15 protein-coding genes are annotated in these 16536 nt (G+C 67.4%); 6 read left to right on the forward strand and 9 right to left on the reverse strand.

What is annotated here, in order from left to right; translation table 11 throughout:
• Positions 1-39: 39 nt before the first annotated feature.
• From ACFOLG_RS17235 to ACFOLG_RS17270, 8 genes are all read right to left on the reverse strand, one after another.
• Entirely contained in the window at positions 40-1848 is a 1809-nt protein-coding gene (locus ACFOLG_RS17235; protein ID WP_386094332.1) for a methyl-accepting chemotaxis protein, read from the reverse strand.
• Between the two features lie 119 nt (positions 1849-1967).
• Positions 1968-2567, reverse strand: a complete 600-nt coding sequence (locus tag ACFOLG_RS17240; protein WP_386094335.1) for a methyltransferase domain-containing protein — start codon at positions 2565-2567, stop codon at positions 1968-1970.
• 85 nt (positions 2568-2652) lie between these two features.
• The gene (locus ACFOLG_RS17245) at positions 2653-3057 is read right to left on the reverse strand and encodes a DUF1289 domain-containing protein (RefSeq protein ID WP_386094338.1); all 405 of its coding nucleotides are present in this window, start codon (positions 3055-3057) and stop codon (positions 2653-2655) included.
• Between the two features lie 77 nt (positions 3058-3134).
• Complete coding sequence (locus tag ACFOLG_RS17250; protein WP_386094340.1) at positions 3135-3995, reverse strand: TPM domain-containing protein; 861 nt, start codon at positions 3993-3995, stop codon at positions 3135-3137.
• Entirely contained in the window at positions 3992-4588 is a 597-nt protein-coding gene (locus tag ACFOLG_RS17255; RefSeq protein WP_386094343.1) for a LemA family protein, read from the reverse strand. The genes ACFOLG_RS17250 and ACFOLG_RS17255 overlap by 4 nt, the downstream gene beginning before the upstream one ends.
• A gap of 98 nt (positions 4589-4686) precedes the next feature.
• On the reverse strand, positions 4687-5340 hold the full coding sequence (locus ACFOLG_RS17260) for a response regulator (protein ID WP_386094346.1): 654 nt from the start codon (positions 5338-5340) through the stop codon (positions 4687-4689).
• A 180-nt stretch (positions 5341-5520) separates the two neighbouring features.
• On the reverse strand, positions 5521-5841 hold the full coding sequence (locus ACFOLG_RS17265; protein WP_386094349.1) for a c-type cytochrome: 321 nt from the start codon (positions 5839-5841) through the stop codon (positions 5521-5523).
• A gap of 51 nt (positions 5842-5892) precedes the next feature.
• The gene (locus ACFOLG_RS17270) at positions 5893-7665 is read right to left on the reverse strand and encodes a PQQ-dependent methanol/ethanol family dehydrogenase (protein ID WP_386094352.1); all 1773 of its coding nucleotides are present in this window, start codon (positions 7663-7665) and stop codon (positions 5893-5895) included.
• A 240-nt stretch (positions 7666-7905) separates the two neighbouring features.
• On the opposite strand from ACFOLG_RS17270, the gene ACFOLG_RS17275 reads away from it, so the two are divergent.
• From ACFOLG_RS17275 to ACFOLG_RS17290, 4 genes are read left to right on the forward strand one after another with little or no spacing between them, the layout of a single operon-like run.
• Positions 7906-9072 carry an ABC transporter substrate-binding protein gene (locus tag ACFOLG_RS17275; RefSeq protein WP_386094355.1) on the forward strand — a complete coding sequence of 389 codons (1167 nt, stop codon included), beginning with the start codon at positions 7906-7908 and terminating at the stop codon, positions 9070-9072.
• Positions 9073-9098: 26 nt separating this feature from the next.
• Positions 9099-10091, forward strand: a complete 993-nt coding sequence (locus tag ACFOLG_RS17280; protein ID WP_386094358.1) for a YVTN family beta-propeller repeat protein — start codon at positions 9099-9101, stop codon at positions 10089-10091.
• Complete coding sequence (locus tag ACFOLG_RS17285) at positions 10088-10813, forward strand: ATP-binding cassette domain-containing protein (protein WP_386094360.1); 726 nt, start codon at positions 10088-10090, stop codon at positions 10811-10813. Before ACFOLG_RS17280 ends, ACFOLG_RS17285 begins: the two co-directional genes overlap by 4 nt.
• Entirely contained in the window at positions 10810-11583 is a 774-nt protein-coding gene (locus ACFOLG_RS17290; protein ID WP_386094363.1) for an ABC transporter permease, read from the forward strand. Before ACFOLG_RS17285 ends, ACFOLG_RS17290 begins: the two co-directional genes overlap by 4 nt.
• A gap of 559 nt (positions 11584-12142) precedes the next feature.
• Here ACFOLG_RS17290 and ACFOLG_RS17295 read toward each other — a convergent pair.
• Entirely contained in the window at positions 12143-12691 is a 549-nt protein-coding gene (locus tag ACFOLG_RS17295) for a PQQ-dependent catabolism-associated CXXCW motif protein (protein WP_386094366.1), read from the reverse strand.
• 141 nt (positions 12692-12832) lie between these two features.
• Between ACFOLG_RS17295 and nosP the strand changes: the two genes are divergently transcribed.
• Together nosP and ACFOLG_RS17305 are read left to right on the forward strand one after the other, a co-directional pair.
• A complete protein-coding gene (gene nosP, locus ACFOLG_RS17300; protein WP_386094369.1) occupies positions 12833-13990 on the forward strand; it encodes a nitric oxide-sensing protein NosP in 1158 nt (385 codons plus the stop codon).
• Positions 13983-16532 carry a hybrid sensor histidine kinase/response regulator gene (locus ACFOLG_RS17305; protein ID WP_386094372.1) on the forward strand — a complete coding sequence of 850 codons (2550 nt, stop codon included), beginning with the start codon at positions 13983-13985 and terminating at the stop codon, positions 16530-16532. The genes nosP and ACFOLG_RS17305 overlap by 8 nt, the downstream gene beginning before the upstream one ends.
• Positions 16533-16536: the final 4 nt, after the last annotated feature.

Genomic DNA, 16536 nt, shown 5'->3' on the forward strand with positions numbered 1-16536 from the left:
GCGGGCCCCTTGGATGTTGACTGGCCATGCGGCCAACGTTTACGGCTTGCTGCCGGCCTCCAGCATCACCATCGGGTCGAAACCGACACGGATCGCGCCCCAGTGGCGGTTGTTCATGCTGATCGGCAGCGCGATTTCCGACAGGATTTCGCCGGTATCGCGCATATAGGTCTGCAGCAGGAACGGCTGCTGGTTGCGCGCCGACTTGATGCCGGTCGCATCGTTGAACAGGCGCTTGTCGCGGCTGCCCACCAGGTCGGTAGCGGCATCGCCGGTCAACGGCTTGGAATAGAAGCTGTTGTGGGTGGGCGCGTAGCCGTTGTTATCCACCATCAGGCAGAAGCGACCGCCGCTGACCTGCTGCACCACGCGGTCGTACACCTGCTGCAGCGATTTTTCCAGCTTCACATCGTAATTGGTGTGGTACTTCGGCGGGTTGGTGCCGGCAATCAGCTGGTAGCGCTGATCGAACACGTCGCAGCCTTCCTGTACCGCCTGCTGCAGGGTTTTCTGCAGCTGCTCGCGCGCCTGCTTGGCGATGGCGATGGACTCGTCCAGCACGCCCTCGCCCAAGATGAAGCGCGCCACCAGTTCCTGCACCTCTTCCGCCGCCCGCGACAGCGCCACCGACACCTCTTCCGATTGTTTCAGGCTGTCGGCCACGGCGTTGCTCAGCCCGTGGATCTCCGACACGTTGGCGGTGATCTGGCGATTGGTGCTGGCAAACTCGTTCATGGTGCCGGCGATCTGCGTCATGCTGTGTGCGGTGCTTTCGAAGTCGCCCATCATGCGGCCGAAATGCTGCGACGAGCGGTTCACCACCTCGCGCGCCTGCTGGGTGTCAGCGGTGATCAGGTTGGTCTCGTCCTTGGTGTCCTTCACCAGCCCCAGCATGCCGTCGATATTGCCGGAGATTTCGTCGGTGGCCACCTTCACCCGCTCCGCCAGCTTGCGCACTTCGTCGGCCACCACCGCGAAACCGCGGCCGGCCTCGCCGGCACGGGCCGCTTCGATCGCCGCGTTCAACGCCAGCAGGTTGGTCTGCTCCGAAACTTCCTTGATCAGGTCGACAATCGCCTTGATGCTGGCCGAACGCGTGGACAGCTCGTCCACCGTCAGGTTGAACTGCCCCACCCGCTCGCTGACGCTGCCGATCTTGCCCGCCGCATCCTGCAGTTCGGCGTACGACGCGCGGGCGATCTCCAGGTTGTTGAGCGTGGTTACGGAGATCTGCTGGGTATCGGCGGACACCTGCGTCACGCCGCTGCTGGAGCGCTCGCTGGACACGCTGACCTGGCTGGCAAGCGTGGCCTGCTGGCCGGCGCTTTCCACCGATTCGTGGATGGTCTTGCGGGTGCGCGCGGAATCCATGGCGATGCGCATGGTCATGGTGCGCACATTGCTGATGATCTCGCGCATCTTGTGCAGGAATTCGTTATACGACAGCGACAGGTCGCGGATCTCATCATGGGTGATGGTGGGAATCTCGCGCGACAGGTCGCCCTCGCCGGCACCGATCTCGCGGAAGATGTCGATGATCATCTGCATCGGCCGCACGATCAGGTAGCGCAGGTACCACACCATGAAGGCGATGAACAGCAGCGACACGCCCCAGATGGCGAACGACCAGTAGATGGTGCGATCCAGCAGCGCATGGATCTGCGTCAGGCTGGCGCTGTTGATGGTCTGGGTGCTCACCAGCTCGCGGATGTCGCTCAACGCCAGATAGACGTAGCCGATGAGGATCAGCTGGAACAGGCTGATGAAGAAAAAGGCGCACAGTTTTTTGGTCAGAGAATTCCAGAAGGTTTTCTCTATCAAGTCATAGCTCTTCCAGAACCAGTCCATGCGCGCTTTCTCCTCTTGGTTTTTTGTTGTGTACCGTCGGTAATGAATCGGGGCCGGTGGCGGTTATCGATGTTATCTATAAATTCCGGCACTGACTATTCAGTAACCGTTGATAGTGATCAAGCTTCCTGCGTTCTGCGCCAGCACATCCAGTACTCCTGCTGGCCGAACACCGGCAGGCTGCCCGGCAACTGCCGCTGCTGCTCCAGCGTGAAGTGCGGCCCCAGCAAGGCCTGCAGGCTGTCGGCGGCAATGGTATAGGGCGGGCCGCCACGCTGCTCGCCCAGATAAAAATAGCCTGCCAGGCAGGCGCCCGCCGGCAGCAACGCGGCCATCTTCGCCGCGTACTGCGGCCGCAGCGCCGGCGGCAACGCGCACAGGAAGGCGCGCTCGTACACCCAGTCCCATTCGCCGCTCACCGCGGCGGAGAAAAAATCGGCCTCCACGATGGCATCGGCACAGTGCGGGTGCAGCCCCCGGGCACGCGCCACCGCCGGAGCGCTGAAGTCCACCGCCAGCACCTGGGCGCCATGCTGCAGCAACGCCTCGACCTCGTAGGCCGAGCCGCAACCCGGCACCAGCACGCGCCGCGCACCGGCGGCCAGCAGCCGCTGCGCCTCGCCGGCAAACCCTCCCGGCAGGCCGGCGCTATCCCACGGCATGCTGTGTTGCTGGTAACGGACATCCCAAAAGGCGGCATCGCCACTGTTCACTGCCATGCTTCCATCCACTCCTGTACCCGATACGCCGGCCAGCGCAGTGCCACCCGACAGCGACAACACCCATCGCCAGCAATGTCCACCATCACCCGGCCGGTGCTGACGACAAAAACTGCTGCAGCTGCTGCGGCCAGGCGCTGTCGGACACCGTCAGCGCCAGTTGCCGCCCGTCCAGCTGCAGCGGCACGTAGCGCGCGCCGGCCTGCTGCTGCGGCAGTGCCATCTGCAGCAGGCGGCCGTCAGCCAGCTGCAGCAGCGCCTGCTCGCCCGCCGCGCCGTCGCTGATCTGCAAGTGGCCGCCGGCCACCTTGGCCAATGCCTGCCACACGCGCCGCCGCGGCAGCGCCGCCCATACCCGCGCCTTGGTGCTGGCGTCCAGCTCGTACCAGCAACTGATCTCGGCAAAGGTGCGCGCGCAGCCCTGGCAGACATCATCGCCAATGGCGGTGGAACACACGCCAATGCACGGCGTTTCTGCTGCTTGCTGCATGTCTTTCCTGTTCGATTCGGCGTCCAGCGCCGCAGTGTAGCGCCTGCCGGCTGGCTGGCAAGTCGCTGCGGCCAACCTTACCAGCGCCCGGAAGCGCCGCCGCCGCCAAAACCACCGCCGCCGCCACCGAAACCGCCACCACCACTGCCGCGCCCACCGCCAAAACCGCCACCACGGCCACCGCCAAAACCGCCGCCACCGCCGCGGCCCGGCCGCAACAGCAGCGTGAGCACGAACACGGCGGCGGCCACCAGGCCGGCCTGCCATAGCCAGCCCAGCTGGTACCACAGCATGCCGCCCACCGCCGCGGCGCTGCCGGCGGCGCCCAGCCAGCGGCCCAGCATCTGCCGCAGCGCGCCGCCAAGAATGGTGGCGAACACCACCGCGAACGGCACAAACGTCCACGCCTCGTCGCTGCTGTCATCAACGTTGGCCGCAGGCGGCGGTAACGCTTCGCCGTTGATCACCGCGATGATGCGCGTCACGCCGGCATCGAGGCCGCCGTAGAAATCGCCCTGCTTCAGCTGCGGCACGATCACCTCGCTGATGATGCGCTTGCTGGTGGCATCGTTCAGCGCGCCCTCCAGCCCGTAGCCCACCTCGATGCGCAGCGCATGGTCGTTCTTGGCGATCAGCAGCAGCGCGCCGTCGTCCACCTTCTTGCGCCCCAGCTGCCACTGCTCCACCACCCGCAGCGAATACTGCTCGATGCTTTCCTCGCCGGTGGTCGGCACGATCAGCACCGCCAGCTGGCTGCCCTTGGCCTGCTCGAAGGCCTGCAGCTTCTGTTCCAGCGCCGCCAGCTGCTGGCTGTCGAGGCTGGATGTCTGGTCGATCACCCGGGCGCTCAGCGCCGGCACCGGCACTTGCGCCAGCAGCAGGCTGCTGGCCAGGCACAGCCACAGCAGCAGCAGGCCGCGTTGCCAGCCGGCACTCATTGCGCGGCCGAAGCGGAGAAGTCCACCCGCGGCGGCGTGGCCAGCGCCTTTTCGTTCTCCACGCTGAAATTGGGTTTCACCTGGTAGCCGAACGCCATCGCGGTGAGGTTGGACGGAAAGCTGCGCACGGTGATGTTGTACTCCTGCACCGACTTGATATAGCGGTTGCGCGCCACGGTAATGCGGTTCTCGGTACCTTCCAGCTGCGCCTGCAGATCGCGGAAGCCGGCATCGGCCTTCAGCTGCGGGTAGTTTTCCGACACCACCAGCAGCCGCGACAGCGCGCTGCCCAGCTGGCCCTGCGCCGCCTGGAACTGCGCCAGCGCCTGCGGGTTGGCCGCCAGCTCCGGCGTGGCCTGGATGCTGCCCACCCGCGCGCGCGCGGCGGTCACCTGCTGCAGCACGCTCTGTTCGTGCGTGGCATAGCCCTTGACGGTATTCACCAGGTTGGGCACCAGATCGGCGCGGCGCTGGTACTGGTTCAGCACCTCGGACCAGCTGGCCTTGATCTCTTCGTCGCCCGCCTGCAGATTGTTGTAGCCGCAGCCGGACAGGCTGCCGGCCAGCAGCAGCGAAAGCAGCAGTGTGCGCATGAAAGCTCCTTGCGAGGGTAATGAACAACGGCATGCGCCATGCGGCGCCTGCGGCCAACCCTACGCCAAAGCAGTTGTCATGACCAGTGCCGCCGCGCTCACATCCGCAGCAGCGCCCCTACCTTGATCACCGCCTGCGTGCGGCTGGATACCTTGAGCTTGCGCAGGATGGCGGACACGTGCGCCTTGACGGTACTTTCGGCGATGTTCAGCTCGATGGCCACCACCTTGTTGGACTTGCCGTTGACGATGTAGTCCAGCACCGTGCGCTCCTGCCGCGTCAGCAGCGCCAGGCGGCTGGCCAGGTCCTGCAGCTGCGCCGGATTGCTGCTCGGCGCGCCGGTGTCGCGGTCGGCCAGCGCCGGCGGCAGGAAGATCTCGCCATCCAGCACCGCGTTCACCGCCGCGCTCATCAGCTCGCGCGAGAACGACTTGGGAATAAAGCCGGACACCCCCACCGCCAGCACCGATTCCACGGTATGGATGCGCTCGTCGGCCGACACCACAATCAGCGGCAGCGTGGGCGCCTGCTGCCGCAGCCGCGCCAGCCCGGTAAGGCCGTCCATGCCGGGCATGTTCAGGTCCAGCATCGCCAGCTCGATGGCCGGGTTGGCGCGCACCGCGTCCAGCGCCGCGTCCAGCGACTCGCACTCGACAATCTCGCAGCCCTCGCCCAGCGCGCTGGCCACCACCAGCCGCATTGCCTCGCGAAACAGCGGATGGTCATCCGCAATCAGCACCGTCGCATCCATGCTCGCTCACCTGCACAACAGGACAACCGGCGGCGGCCGGTTGTCGGATTGATCATGCCGCCTGCCGCAAGGGCAGCGCAGCCACGCTAACAGGGTGCCGGAGTTGCCACCGGCCGGTGCCGCGACGCACGGCACTGGCGCTGCGGCCAACCTGGACAAGGCAGCAAGGAGCGGCGGCGCTTATTTCTGCGCCAGTATCCAGCTCACGATAGTACGGATGTCGTCATCCTTCAGCTGCGGATGCGGCGGCATGCCGGCCGGCCCCCACACGCCGCTGCCGCCGTCCTTCACCTTGTGCACCAGCTTGTCCATGGCGCCCTTGTCGCCATCATAACGGTCGGCCACATCCTTGTAAGCCGGGCCGATGACTTTGCGCGCCACGCTGTGGCAGGCAAAGCAGCCGTTTTTCTTGGCCAGGGTTTCGCCAACCGAAGGCTCGGCCGCAGCCAGGCCGGGCAGCAGCAGAGTGGCTGCCAGCACGATATGCATTGCTTTGATCATGATTGCTCCCGGCGGCGGCGGGCAGCTCACCCGCCGCCGCGCTGCTAAGGATTACTGGCTGAGCTTGAACACCCACAGGCTGCCGCCCTGCGAGATATTGGTGATTTTCTTGGCCACCTCGCCGCCCCACAGCGGCACCGCGCCGCCCCAGCCGGACACCACCGCCACGTACTGCTCGCCGTCCATCTGCCAGGTCACCGGGCTGCCGACGATGCCGGAGCCGGTCTGGAACTGCCACAGCTGCTTGCCGTTCTCGGCGTCGAACGCCTTCAGGTAACCTTCCGGCGTGCCGGTGAACACCAGGTTGCCGGCGGTGCTCATCACCCCGGCCCACAGCGGTGCCGGGTTCTTGTACTCCCACTTGATCTTGCCGGTCTTCGGGTCCATGGCGCGCAGCACGCCGATATGGTCTTCATACAGCGGCTTGATGGTGAAGCCGGCGCCGAGGTAGGCAGCGCCTTTCTTGTAGCTGATCGGCTCGTTCCAGATATCCATGCCCCACTCGTTGCTGGGCACGTAGAACAGCTCGGATTTCGGGCTGTAGGCCATCGGCATCCAGTTCTTGCCGCCGAGGAACGATGGCGCCGCGAACACCGGCTTGCCCTTGCCGTCTTCGCCCTGGGTGGCCGGGTCGAACGGGTTGGTCGGGCGGCCTTCGGTGTTATAGATCGGGCGCTTGGTCTTCAGATCGAAACCCTTGGCCCAGGTGATCTTGGACACGAACGGGTAGGCGCCGAGCAGGTCGCCGTTGGTGCGGTCGGCCACGAAGAAGAAGCCGTTGCGGTCGGCCTTGGCGCCGGCCTTGATCACCTTGCCGTCCTTCTTCAGGTCAAACGGCACGAATTCGTTGACGCCGTCGAAATCCCAGCCGTCGTGCGGCGTGGTCTGCAGGTGCCACTTGATCTCGCCGGTGTCCGGGTTCAGCGCCAGGGTGGAGGCGGTGTACAGGTTGTCGCCCTTGCGCGTCCACGAGTTCCACGGCGCCGGGTTGCCGGTGCCCATGAAGATGGTGTCGGTTTCCGGGTCGTAGGTGCCGCCCAGCCAGGTGGCGCCGCCGCCCTGCTTCCACTGGTCGCCTTCCCAGCTGGCGTTCAGCTTGCCGGTGACGGTGCTGTCCTTGCCGTTCAGCGTGCCCATGTGGCCTTCGATCACCGGCCGCGACCACACCAGCTCGCCGCTGAGCGCATCACGCGCTTCCACCTTGCCCACCACGCCAAACTCGCCGCCGGACACGCCGGTGATCAGCTTGCCCTTCACCACCATCGGCGCCGCGGTGTAGGAATAGCCTTCCTTGTATTCGCCCACCTTCTTGGTCCACACCACCTTGCCGGTCTTGCGATCCAGCGCCACCAGCCGCGCATCCAGCGTGCCGAAGTACACCAGGTCGCCGTAGATGGCCATGCCGCGGTTCACCACGTCACAGCACGGCATGATGCCGTCCGGCAGGCGGGCGTTGTATTCCCACAGCTTGCGGCCGCTGCGCGCATCCACCGCGTAGGCACGCGAATAGGAGGCGGTGACGTAGATCACCCCGTCGTACACCAGCGGCTGCGCTTCCTGGCCGCGCTGCTTCTCGCCGCCGAACGACAGACTCCAGGCCGGCACCAGCTTCTTCACCGTCTTGCTGTTGATCTGGGTCAGCGGGCTGAAGCGCTGCGCCTGCGGCCCCATGCCGTAGGACACCACGTCCTGCGGCGTCTTGCTGTCGTTGAGGATGTCCTTGTCGCTGACTGCCGCGCTGGCCGCCGGCGCCAGCAGGGCGGCAGCCAACAGGGATGACAGCGTGGTCAGGCGCCAGTGCCGCTGTGTCTGGGGTTTTCTCATCTCGCTCTCCTGATGTTGTAGTGGGTGCCGGATCGGAACTCGGCTCCGGGCCGGTGGTGTCCGTCCTGCTGTTGCCGCGGCAACCGGTGGGGAACACGCTCTGCATTCTGGGTAGCCGTCGGCAGAGGGCCAATTCGACTTAAGTCGCAAATTGGCCTCGCGGGCATGCGACTTAAGTCGAATGGACGCTGCCGGGGCGCTGCGCCACGCTGCAAGCACCCCCACCTGCAAGGCCGTGCCATGTCCACCCTGCCCCGACTCGCCACCTGTGCCGCTGCCGCGCTGCTGAGCCTGGCCGCCAGCGCGCAGACCAGCATCCGCATCAGCTACCTGGAAGAAGCGCGCGCTGCGGCCAACCCGCTGGCCAATATCGAGCCGCGCCCGGCCGACCTCGGCCGCGCCGGCGCCGAGCTGGGGCTGGCCGACAACAACACCACCGGCAAATTCCTGCAGCAGCGCTTCGAGCTGAAGCGCATCGACGTGCCGCTGGGCGCCAGCGGCGCCGACATGCTGGCGCGGCTGGACAAGCAGGGCGCCGGGCTGGTGGTGCTGAATGTCAGCGCCGCCGCCATCGACCGGCTGCTGCAGCAGCCGGCGGCCAAGCGCTACCTGTTCTTCAACGCCGGCGCGCCGGACGACCGCCTGCGCCAGAGCCAGTGCCGCGCCAACCTGCTGCACACCCTGCCGGGGCGCGCCATGCAGGCCGATGCGCTGGCGCAATACCTGGCCACCCGGCGCTGGAACAAGTGGTTCCTGGTCACCGGTCCCAGGCCGGAAGACAAGCTGTACGCCGCCGCCATCCGCCGCGCCGCCAAGCGCTTCGGCGGCCGCATCGTGCTGGACAAGGGCTGGAACTACGGCCACGACGCACGCCGCACCGCGCAGGGCGAAGTACCGGTATTCACCCAGGGCGGCGATTACGACGTGCTGATCGTGGCCGATGAAAGCGGCGATTTCGGCGACTACCTGTCCTACCGCACCTGGCTGCCGCGGCCGGTGGCCGGCACCCAGGGCCTGGTGGCCGACGGCTGGCACGCCGCCGCCGAGCAATGGGGTGCGGTGCAGCTGCAGAACCGCTTCCACACCCACAGCGGCCGCGGCATGCAGGCAGTCGACTACGCCGCCTGGGCGGCGGTGCGCAGCGTCGGCGAGGCCGCCAGCCGCACCGGCAGCGGCGATGCCACCAGGTTGGCCGCCTACATCCGCGGCCCGGATTTCCAGCTGGCCGGTTTCAAGGGTCGCACGCTGTCGTACCGGCCGTGGAACGGTGAACTGCGCCAGCCGATGATGGTGGCGCAACCGCGCGCGCTGGTGAGCCTGTCGCCGCAGGACGGCTTCCTGCACCCGCGTACCGACCTGGACACCCTGGGCTTCGACGCCCCGGAAGTCAGCTGCCAGGGCAAGTAGCCCCGCCCCACCGACAAGGACATGCCATGCACACCCGCCCCTTCCGCCCGCTGGCCCTGAGCGCGCTGCTGGCCCTGAGCGCGCTGCTGGCCGCCAGCCAGCTCAGCCTTGCGGCCAACGTTTACGTATCCAACGAAAAGGACAACACCCTGTCGGTGATCGACAGCAACAGCCTGAAGGTGGTGAAGACCATCGCGGTGGGCAAGCGCCCGCGCGGGCTGACGCTGTCGAAGGACGGCAAGTCGCTGTACATCTGCGCCAGCGACGACAACACCGTGCAGGTGCTGGATCTGGCCAGCGGCAAGATCAGCCACAACCTGCCCTCCGGCGAAGACCCGGAGCAGTTCGCGCTGGCGCCGGATGGCAAGACGCTGTACATCGCCAACGAGAACAACAATGTGGTGACCATGATCGACCTCGCCAGCCGCCGCGTATCTGGCCAGGTCGATGTCGGCGTGGAACCGGAAGGCATGGCGGTCAGCCCGGACGGGCGCTGGGCAGTGAACACCTCCGAGACCACCAATATGGTGCACTGGATCGACACCGCCAGCCGCAAGCTGGTGGACAACACCCTGGTAGACCAGCGCCCGCGCTACGCCCGCTTCAGCCCGGACGGCAAGCTGCTGTGGGTCAGCAGCGAGGTGGGCGGCACGGTGTCGGTGATCGACGTCGCCAGCCGCAAGCGCCTGCGCACCATCCGTTTCGCCATCACCGGCATCCCCAAGGACCGCATCCAGCCGGTGGGCATCCGCCTGACGCGTGACGGCCGCTACGCCTTCGTGCCGCTGGGGCCGGCCAACCATGTGGCGGTGATCGACGCCAGGACTTACCAGCCGCTGAAGTACCTGCTGGTGGGGCGCCGCGTGTGGCACGCCGAGTTCTCCGCCGACGAGAAACAGCTGTGGGTGACCAACGGCATCAGCAACGACGTGTCGCTGATCGACGTCGACGAACTGAAAGTGCTGAAGTCCATCCCGGTCGGGCGCTACCCGTGGGGGGTGGTGGTGAGCGGCTCATGAACGCCGCGCTGAGCATCGCCGGCCTGAGCCACCACTACGGCAGCCGCTGCGCGCTGGACAAGCTCAGCCTGCGGGTGGAGGCCGGCCAGTGCTGCATCCTGCTCGGCCCCAACGGCGCCGGCAAGAGCACGCTGTTCGGCCTGCTCACCCGCCTGCTGGCGGTGCGCGAGGGCAGCATCCATATCTTCGGCCAGCCGCTGCGGGCGCAGGCGCTGGCGCGCGTCGGCGTGGTGTTCCAGCAGCCGACGCTGGACCTGGATCTGACGGTGGAGCAGAACCTGAGCTACTTCGGCGCGCTGCAGGGCCTGCACGGCAAGCAGCTGCAACTGCGCATCGGCGAAGAGCTGGAGCGGCTGCAGTTGGCCGCCCGCCGCCGCGAACGGGTGCGCGAGCTCAACGGCGGCCACCGCCGGCGGGTGGAAATCGCCCGCGCGCTGCTGCATCGCCCGGCGCTGTTGCTGCTGGATGAACCCACCGTTGGGCTGGATCTGCCCACCCGCCAGCAGCTGATCGCCCACCTGCACGCACTGGCGCAGGATGAAGGCCTGGCGCTACTGTGGGCCACCCACCTGGTGGACGAGATCGACCCGCAACACGACCAGCTGGCCTTGCTGCACCGCGGCCGGCTGCTGGCGTCCGGCGCGGTGGCGCCACTGCTGGCCGATGCTGGCTGCCACGATCTGGGCGGCTGGTTCCAGCACCACACCGGAGCGGCCTCATGACTAGCTTGCGCATTCTGTGGGCGGTGATCGTGCGCGAGATGCGCCGCTTCTTGCAGCAGCGCTCGCGCTTCTTCGGCGCGCTGGTGCGGCCGCTGATCTGGCTCTTGGTATTCGCCGCTGGCTTCCGCGCCGCGCTGGGCATCGCCATCACCCCGCCGTACGAAACCTATATCACCTACGACGTGTACATCGTGCCGGGGCTGGTGGGCATGGTGCAGCTGTTCAACGGCATGCAGAACTCGCTGTCGATGGTGTACGACCGCGAGATGGGCAGCATGCGCGTGCTGCTGACCTGCCCGCAGCCACTGCCGTTCCTGCTGTTCTCGCGGCTGTTTGCCGGCATGTGCGTGTCGCTGCTGCAGGTGTACGCCTTCTTGCTGCTCGCCCGCCTGTCCGGCGTCGATCTGCCGTGGGCCGGTTTCGTCAGCGTGCTGCCGGCGCTGGTACTCAGCGGCCTGCTGCTGGGCGCCGCCGGCATGGTGCTGTCGTCGCAGGTGCGGCAGATCGAGAACTTCGCCGGGGTGATGAATTTCGTGGTGTTCCCGCTGTTCTTCCTGTCCTCGGCGCTGTACCCGCTGTGGAAGATGCAGGAGGCCAGCGAGTGGGTGTACCGGCTGTGTAGCCTCAACCCGTTTACCGACGCGGTGGAGATGATCCGCTTCGCGCTGTACGGCCAGTGGCAGCAGCAGGCCATCGCCAACACGCTGCTGGCCACCGGCGTGTGCCTGCTGCTGGCGCTATGGGGCTACCGGCCGCGGCAGCGGGCGTGAAGGTTGGTCGCAGAGTGCGGGCGGTACGCTGCTGGCGCGCACTCGGCTGGCTGGTTTTGTGTCCGCTGCGCGGACGGTGCTGGCATTGCCGCTGCCGCGCGGCGGACGGGTACCTTTCTTTTGCTTCGCCAAAAGAAAGGTACCAAAGAAAAGGCGACCCGATGTGCCGCGAAACCCCGGCAAAAAGGTTGGCCGCAAGGCGTCGGCGATTCGCCGTTTGCTAACGTCAAACGGCTCAGGCGCCGCCTTAAAACCTTGCGGCCAACCTTTTTGCCGGCGCGGCCCAACGGGACTGGGGCGCGGTCACAACAGGCCCTGGCATTGCCGCGTCCCGCTTCGCCAACCAGCTGATTGCAGCGGGAACAGCACAGGTAGCGCAAAAGAAAGGTGCAGGAAGCGGCAAGAAAAAACAGCGTCCGCGCAGCGGACACAAGCGATGTAGCCCGGATAAGCGCAGCGCATCCGGGGATGCGCGCAAGCACCGCAACAGGAATAGAACAGGTTTGAGCCCGGATGCGCCTGCGGCTGATCCGGGCTACGACCGAAAGAAATAGCGGGGCTACAGCGGCAGCGGCACCGCCGCCACCAGCGGCAACCCGGCCTCGCTCCAGCCGTCGCTGCCGGCCGGGTACCAGTACACATTGCGGTAGCCCAGGCTCAGCGCGCGGCGCGCGGCGTTCCACGACATCCAGCAGTCGCGCAGGCAGTAGAACACCAGCGGCTGCTCGAACTTGCCGCCACTCAGCCGCGCCAGCTCGCGCTGGAAGTAGCCGGCGATGGCCGGCTCCAGCTCGCCGTAGCCGACATTGGGCAGCCACACGCTGCCCGGCAGATGCAGACGCGGCTTGGCCGGCAGCCAGTGCCGGGCGCCGGCATCGTCGGTGACCTGGCCGGCGGCCATTACGTCCAGCAGCAGCGGCCGGCCGGCGGCCAGCAGCGCCTGCAACGCGGCGGTATCCAGCACCGTGGCGCCGGGCAGCACGTCCGGCGTCGGGGCGCGATAGTGCTGCAGGCGGTAGCCGTCCGGCAGCGCCACCGGCCCGGCATGACACAGTTGATGGCTGCCCAGCAGCAGCAACAGGGCAACACTGATGCGCGACAGGCTCATGGCGGCGGCTCCGTGGATGACACGCTGCCAGCATGGCAAGGCAACAAGGGTGCCGCCATTCGACTTTCGTTTTATGCTGCAACAGTCGACAAGAACAACGCCGCCAACGGCGACACAACACAACAGGATGGATGGAAACCGATGATTGCCAGCCAAACCCAGCCGGTGCGGCGCTGCCACGTGTACAGCGCCGATCCGGAACAGGCCGCCGACGAGCTTTACCAGCAGCTGTGGCAGCCGGACTGCTCGCTGGTGCTGCTGTTCGTCGCCCCCGACTACCAGCTGGACAAGTTGGCCGCCGCGCTGGCGCGCCGCTTCGGCGACGTGCCGGTGGTGGGCTGCACCACCGCCGGCGAGATCAGCCCGGACGGCTACCGCTGCCATTCCATCGTCGGCGCCAGCTTTGCCGCACCGGATTTCTTCTCGGTGGTGAAGCGCATCGATGCGCTGCCGGAGTTCGATCTGTCCGACGCGCTGGGCACGGTGATGGCGGCGCGCTACGCGCTGGGGCAGAAGGCCGGTTTCCCGCTGGAGCGGCGCACCTTCGCGCTGCTGCTGGTGGACGGGCTGTCGGCGCGCGAGGAGCAGCTGGCCGGGCGGCTGGCGCGCGCGCTGGGCGACATCCCGATCTGCGGCGGCTCGGCCGGCGACAATATGCGCTTCGAGCGCACCCATGTGCTGGTGGACGGCGAATTCGTCAGCGACAGCGCGGTGCTGATACTGGTGGCCACGCCGCATCCGTTCGAGGTGTTCAAGTCCGAGCACACCGTGCGCAGCGGCGAGCGGCTGGTGGTGACCGAGGCCGACAGCGAGCGGCGGCTGGTCACCGAGATCAACGCCGAGCCGGCTGCCGCCGAGTACGCGCGCCTGCTGGGGGTGGTGCCGGAAAAACTGTCGCCGCTGTCGTTCGCCGCGCACCCGCTGGTGCTCAATGTCGGCGGCGTGCCGTATGTGCGCTCCATCCAGCGCATCAACCCGGACCTGAGCCTGAGCTTTTTCTGCGCGGTGGACGAAGGCATCGTGCTGTCCGGCACCCGCGCGGTGGACATCGTCGACAACCTGGCGCGCACCTTCCACGACCTGCGCAGCCGGCTGGGGGCGTTCCAGATCGTGCTGGGCTTCGACTGCATCCTGCGCACGCTGCCGCTGCTGCAATCGGACGCCATCGCCCGCCTGTCCGGGCTGCTGGCGGCCAACGCGGTGATCGGCTTTTCCACCTACGGCGAGCAATACCAGGCGATGCACGTGAACCAGACCTTCACCGGCATCGCCATCGGCTACGGACACGGCCATGACTGAACACGACACCGACAGGTTGGCCGCACTGGAGCGCGACAACGCCAAGCTGCGCAAGATCAACGAGGCGCTGATGCGTCGCGTGGAACTGGGGCTGGCCGACAACGGCAACTCCTTCACCTTCTTCCAGGTGGCCGCCGAGCTGGAAACCCGCATCCAGGAGCGCACCCGCGCGCTGGAAAAAGCCATGGCCGACCTGGAGGCCAGCAACTTCGCGCTGCAGGAGGCCAAGCTGGCCGCCGAGCTGGCCAAGAACCAGCTCAACGTGGCGGTGGAAACCATTGCCGACGGCTTTGCGCTGTGGGACAGCGACAACCGCCTGCTGCACTGCAACCGCAAGTTTGCCGAGATGTTCCCTACCCTGCGCCAGCTGATCGCCCCCGGCCTGCCGTTCGAGCAGCTGGTGCGCGCGGCGGTGGCGGCGCGGCTGATCCGCGATGCCGAGGCCGATCCGGAGGGCTGGATCGCCATGCGCCTGGCGCAGCAGCAGGCGGCGCAGGACAGTCTGATCCTGGCGATGAGCGACGGCAGCTGGCAGCGGGTGAGCGAGCGGCAGATCGCCGGCGGCGGCCGGGTGGCGATCTACACCGACATCAGCGAGATCAAGCGCCAGGAAACTCTGCTGCGCGAGCGCGACCTGGCGGCACACTCGCAGCTGCTGCACGCCACCATGAACAGCATCCGCCAGGGCATTGCGGTGTTCGACCGCGACGGCCGGCTGATGGAATGGAACCAGCGCTTCGTCGAGCTGACGCAGCCGACGCAGGCCGAGCTGGAAGCCGGCCAGCTGGCGGAATGGGCGCGCTGCTGCCCGCTGGGCGGCACGCTGGAGCACGCCACCCCGGCCGGGCTGACGCTGGAAGTGCAGTACAACCCGATGCCGGGCGGCGGCTTCGTGATGAGCTATGCCGACATCAGCGAACGCAAGCAGGCCGAGCAGGCGCTGCGCGACAGCGAGGCCAAGATCCGGCTGGTGACCGACGCCATGCCGGCGCTGATCGCCTACGTCGACAACCAGCAGATCTACCGCTTCACCAACCTCGGCTACGAGAGCTGGTTCGGCATGCCGCGCTCCGAGATCAACGGCCGCACCATGCGCGAGGTGCTGGGGCCGGAGCTGTTCGACGTGCGCCGCCACTACGTGGAGAAGGCGCTGGCCGGCGAGGCCTCGGTGTTCGAGCTGACGCTGCCGGCGCCGCGCCAGCACATCGAGTTCGCGCGCGCCACCTTCATCCCGCACTTTGCTGCCGACGGCAGCGTGCTGGGCTTCTTCGCGCTGATCCAGGACATCACCGAGAGCCGCCATGCCGCGCAGGCGCTGCAACAGGCCAAGGAACAACTGGAAGTGCGGGTGGAGGAGCGCACCGCCGAGCTGTCGGTGGCCAACGGCCGCCTGCGCGAAGCGATCCGCACCATCGAGGACGCGCAGCACAGCAAGACGCGCTTCTTTGCCGCCGCCAGCCACGACCTGCTGCAGCCGCTGAACGCGGCGCGGCTGTTCCTCGCCTCGCTGGCCGGGCAGGCGCTGTCGCCCACCGCGCGGCCGCTGGTGGACAAGACCGGCACCGCGCTGGAGGCGGTGGACGACCTGATCAACACCCTGCTGGAAATCTCGCGGCTGGATGCCGGCGCGGTGGAAACCGAGCTGCGCCACTTCCCGGTAGCCAGCCTGCTGGAGCAGGTGGCGGAAGAGTTCGGCCCACTGGCGGAGGCCAAATCACTGCGCCTGCAACTGCACGCCGGCCGCGCCATCGTGCACAGCGACTGGGTGCTGCTGGGGCGGGTGATCCGCAACTTCCTGTCCAACGCCATCCGCTACACCCGCCAGGGCGGCATCCTGCTGGGCTGCCGGCCGCAGCCGGACGGGCTGCTGATCGGGGTGTGGGATCAGGGCTTGGGCATCCCCACCGAAAAACTGGCCCTGGTGTTCCAGGAATTCCAGCGCCTGCCGGAACACCACAGCCTGGGCGCCAAGGGCATGGGCCTCGGCCTCGCCATCGTCAGCCGGCTGGCGCGGCGGCTGGGGCACCGCATCGTGGTGCGCTCGCAGTTCGGCCGCGGCTCGCTGTTCGGCGTGGTGGTGCCGTATGGCGACGCCGCCGCGGTGGCCATCGCACCACCGGCCGAAGCGCCGCCGCCGCAGGCGCTGCCGCCGCAGCGCCAGGGCGCCACCATCCTGCTGATCGACAACGAGGCCAGCATCCTAGAAGGCATGTGCACGCTGCTGAGCGACTGGCACTACCGGCCGCTGCCCGCCGCCTCCGCCAGTGAGGCGATCGCGCTGCTGCAGCAGCAGAACGTGGTGCCGGACGCGATTCTGGCCGATTACCACCTCGACCACGGCGCCACCGGCGTGGATGCCATCCGCAGCGTGAACCACTACCTGGGGCGCGCGCTGCCGGCGGCGCTGATCACCGCCGACCGCAGCGACGAAGTGCGCCAGCTGGCCGACGACGGCGGCTGGGCGTGGCTGGGCAAGCCGGTGCGCCCGGCGCGGCTGCGCACGCTGCTGGCGCACCTGACCCAGGCTGCGGCCAACCCCTGAACCC

The organism is Vogesella facilis (assembly GCF_042648525.1).
Taxonomy (GTDB): domain Bacteria; phylum Pseudomonadota; class Gammaproteobacteria; order Burkholderiales; family Chromobacteriaceae; genus Vogesella; species Vogesella facilis.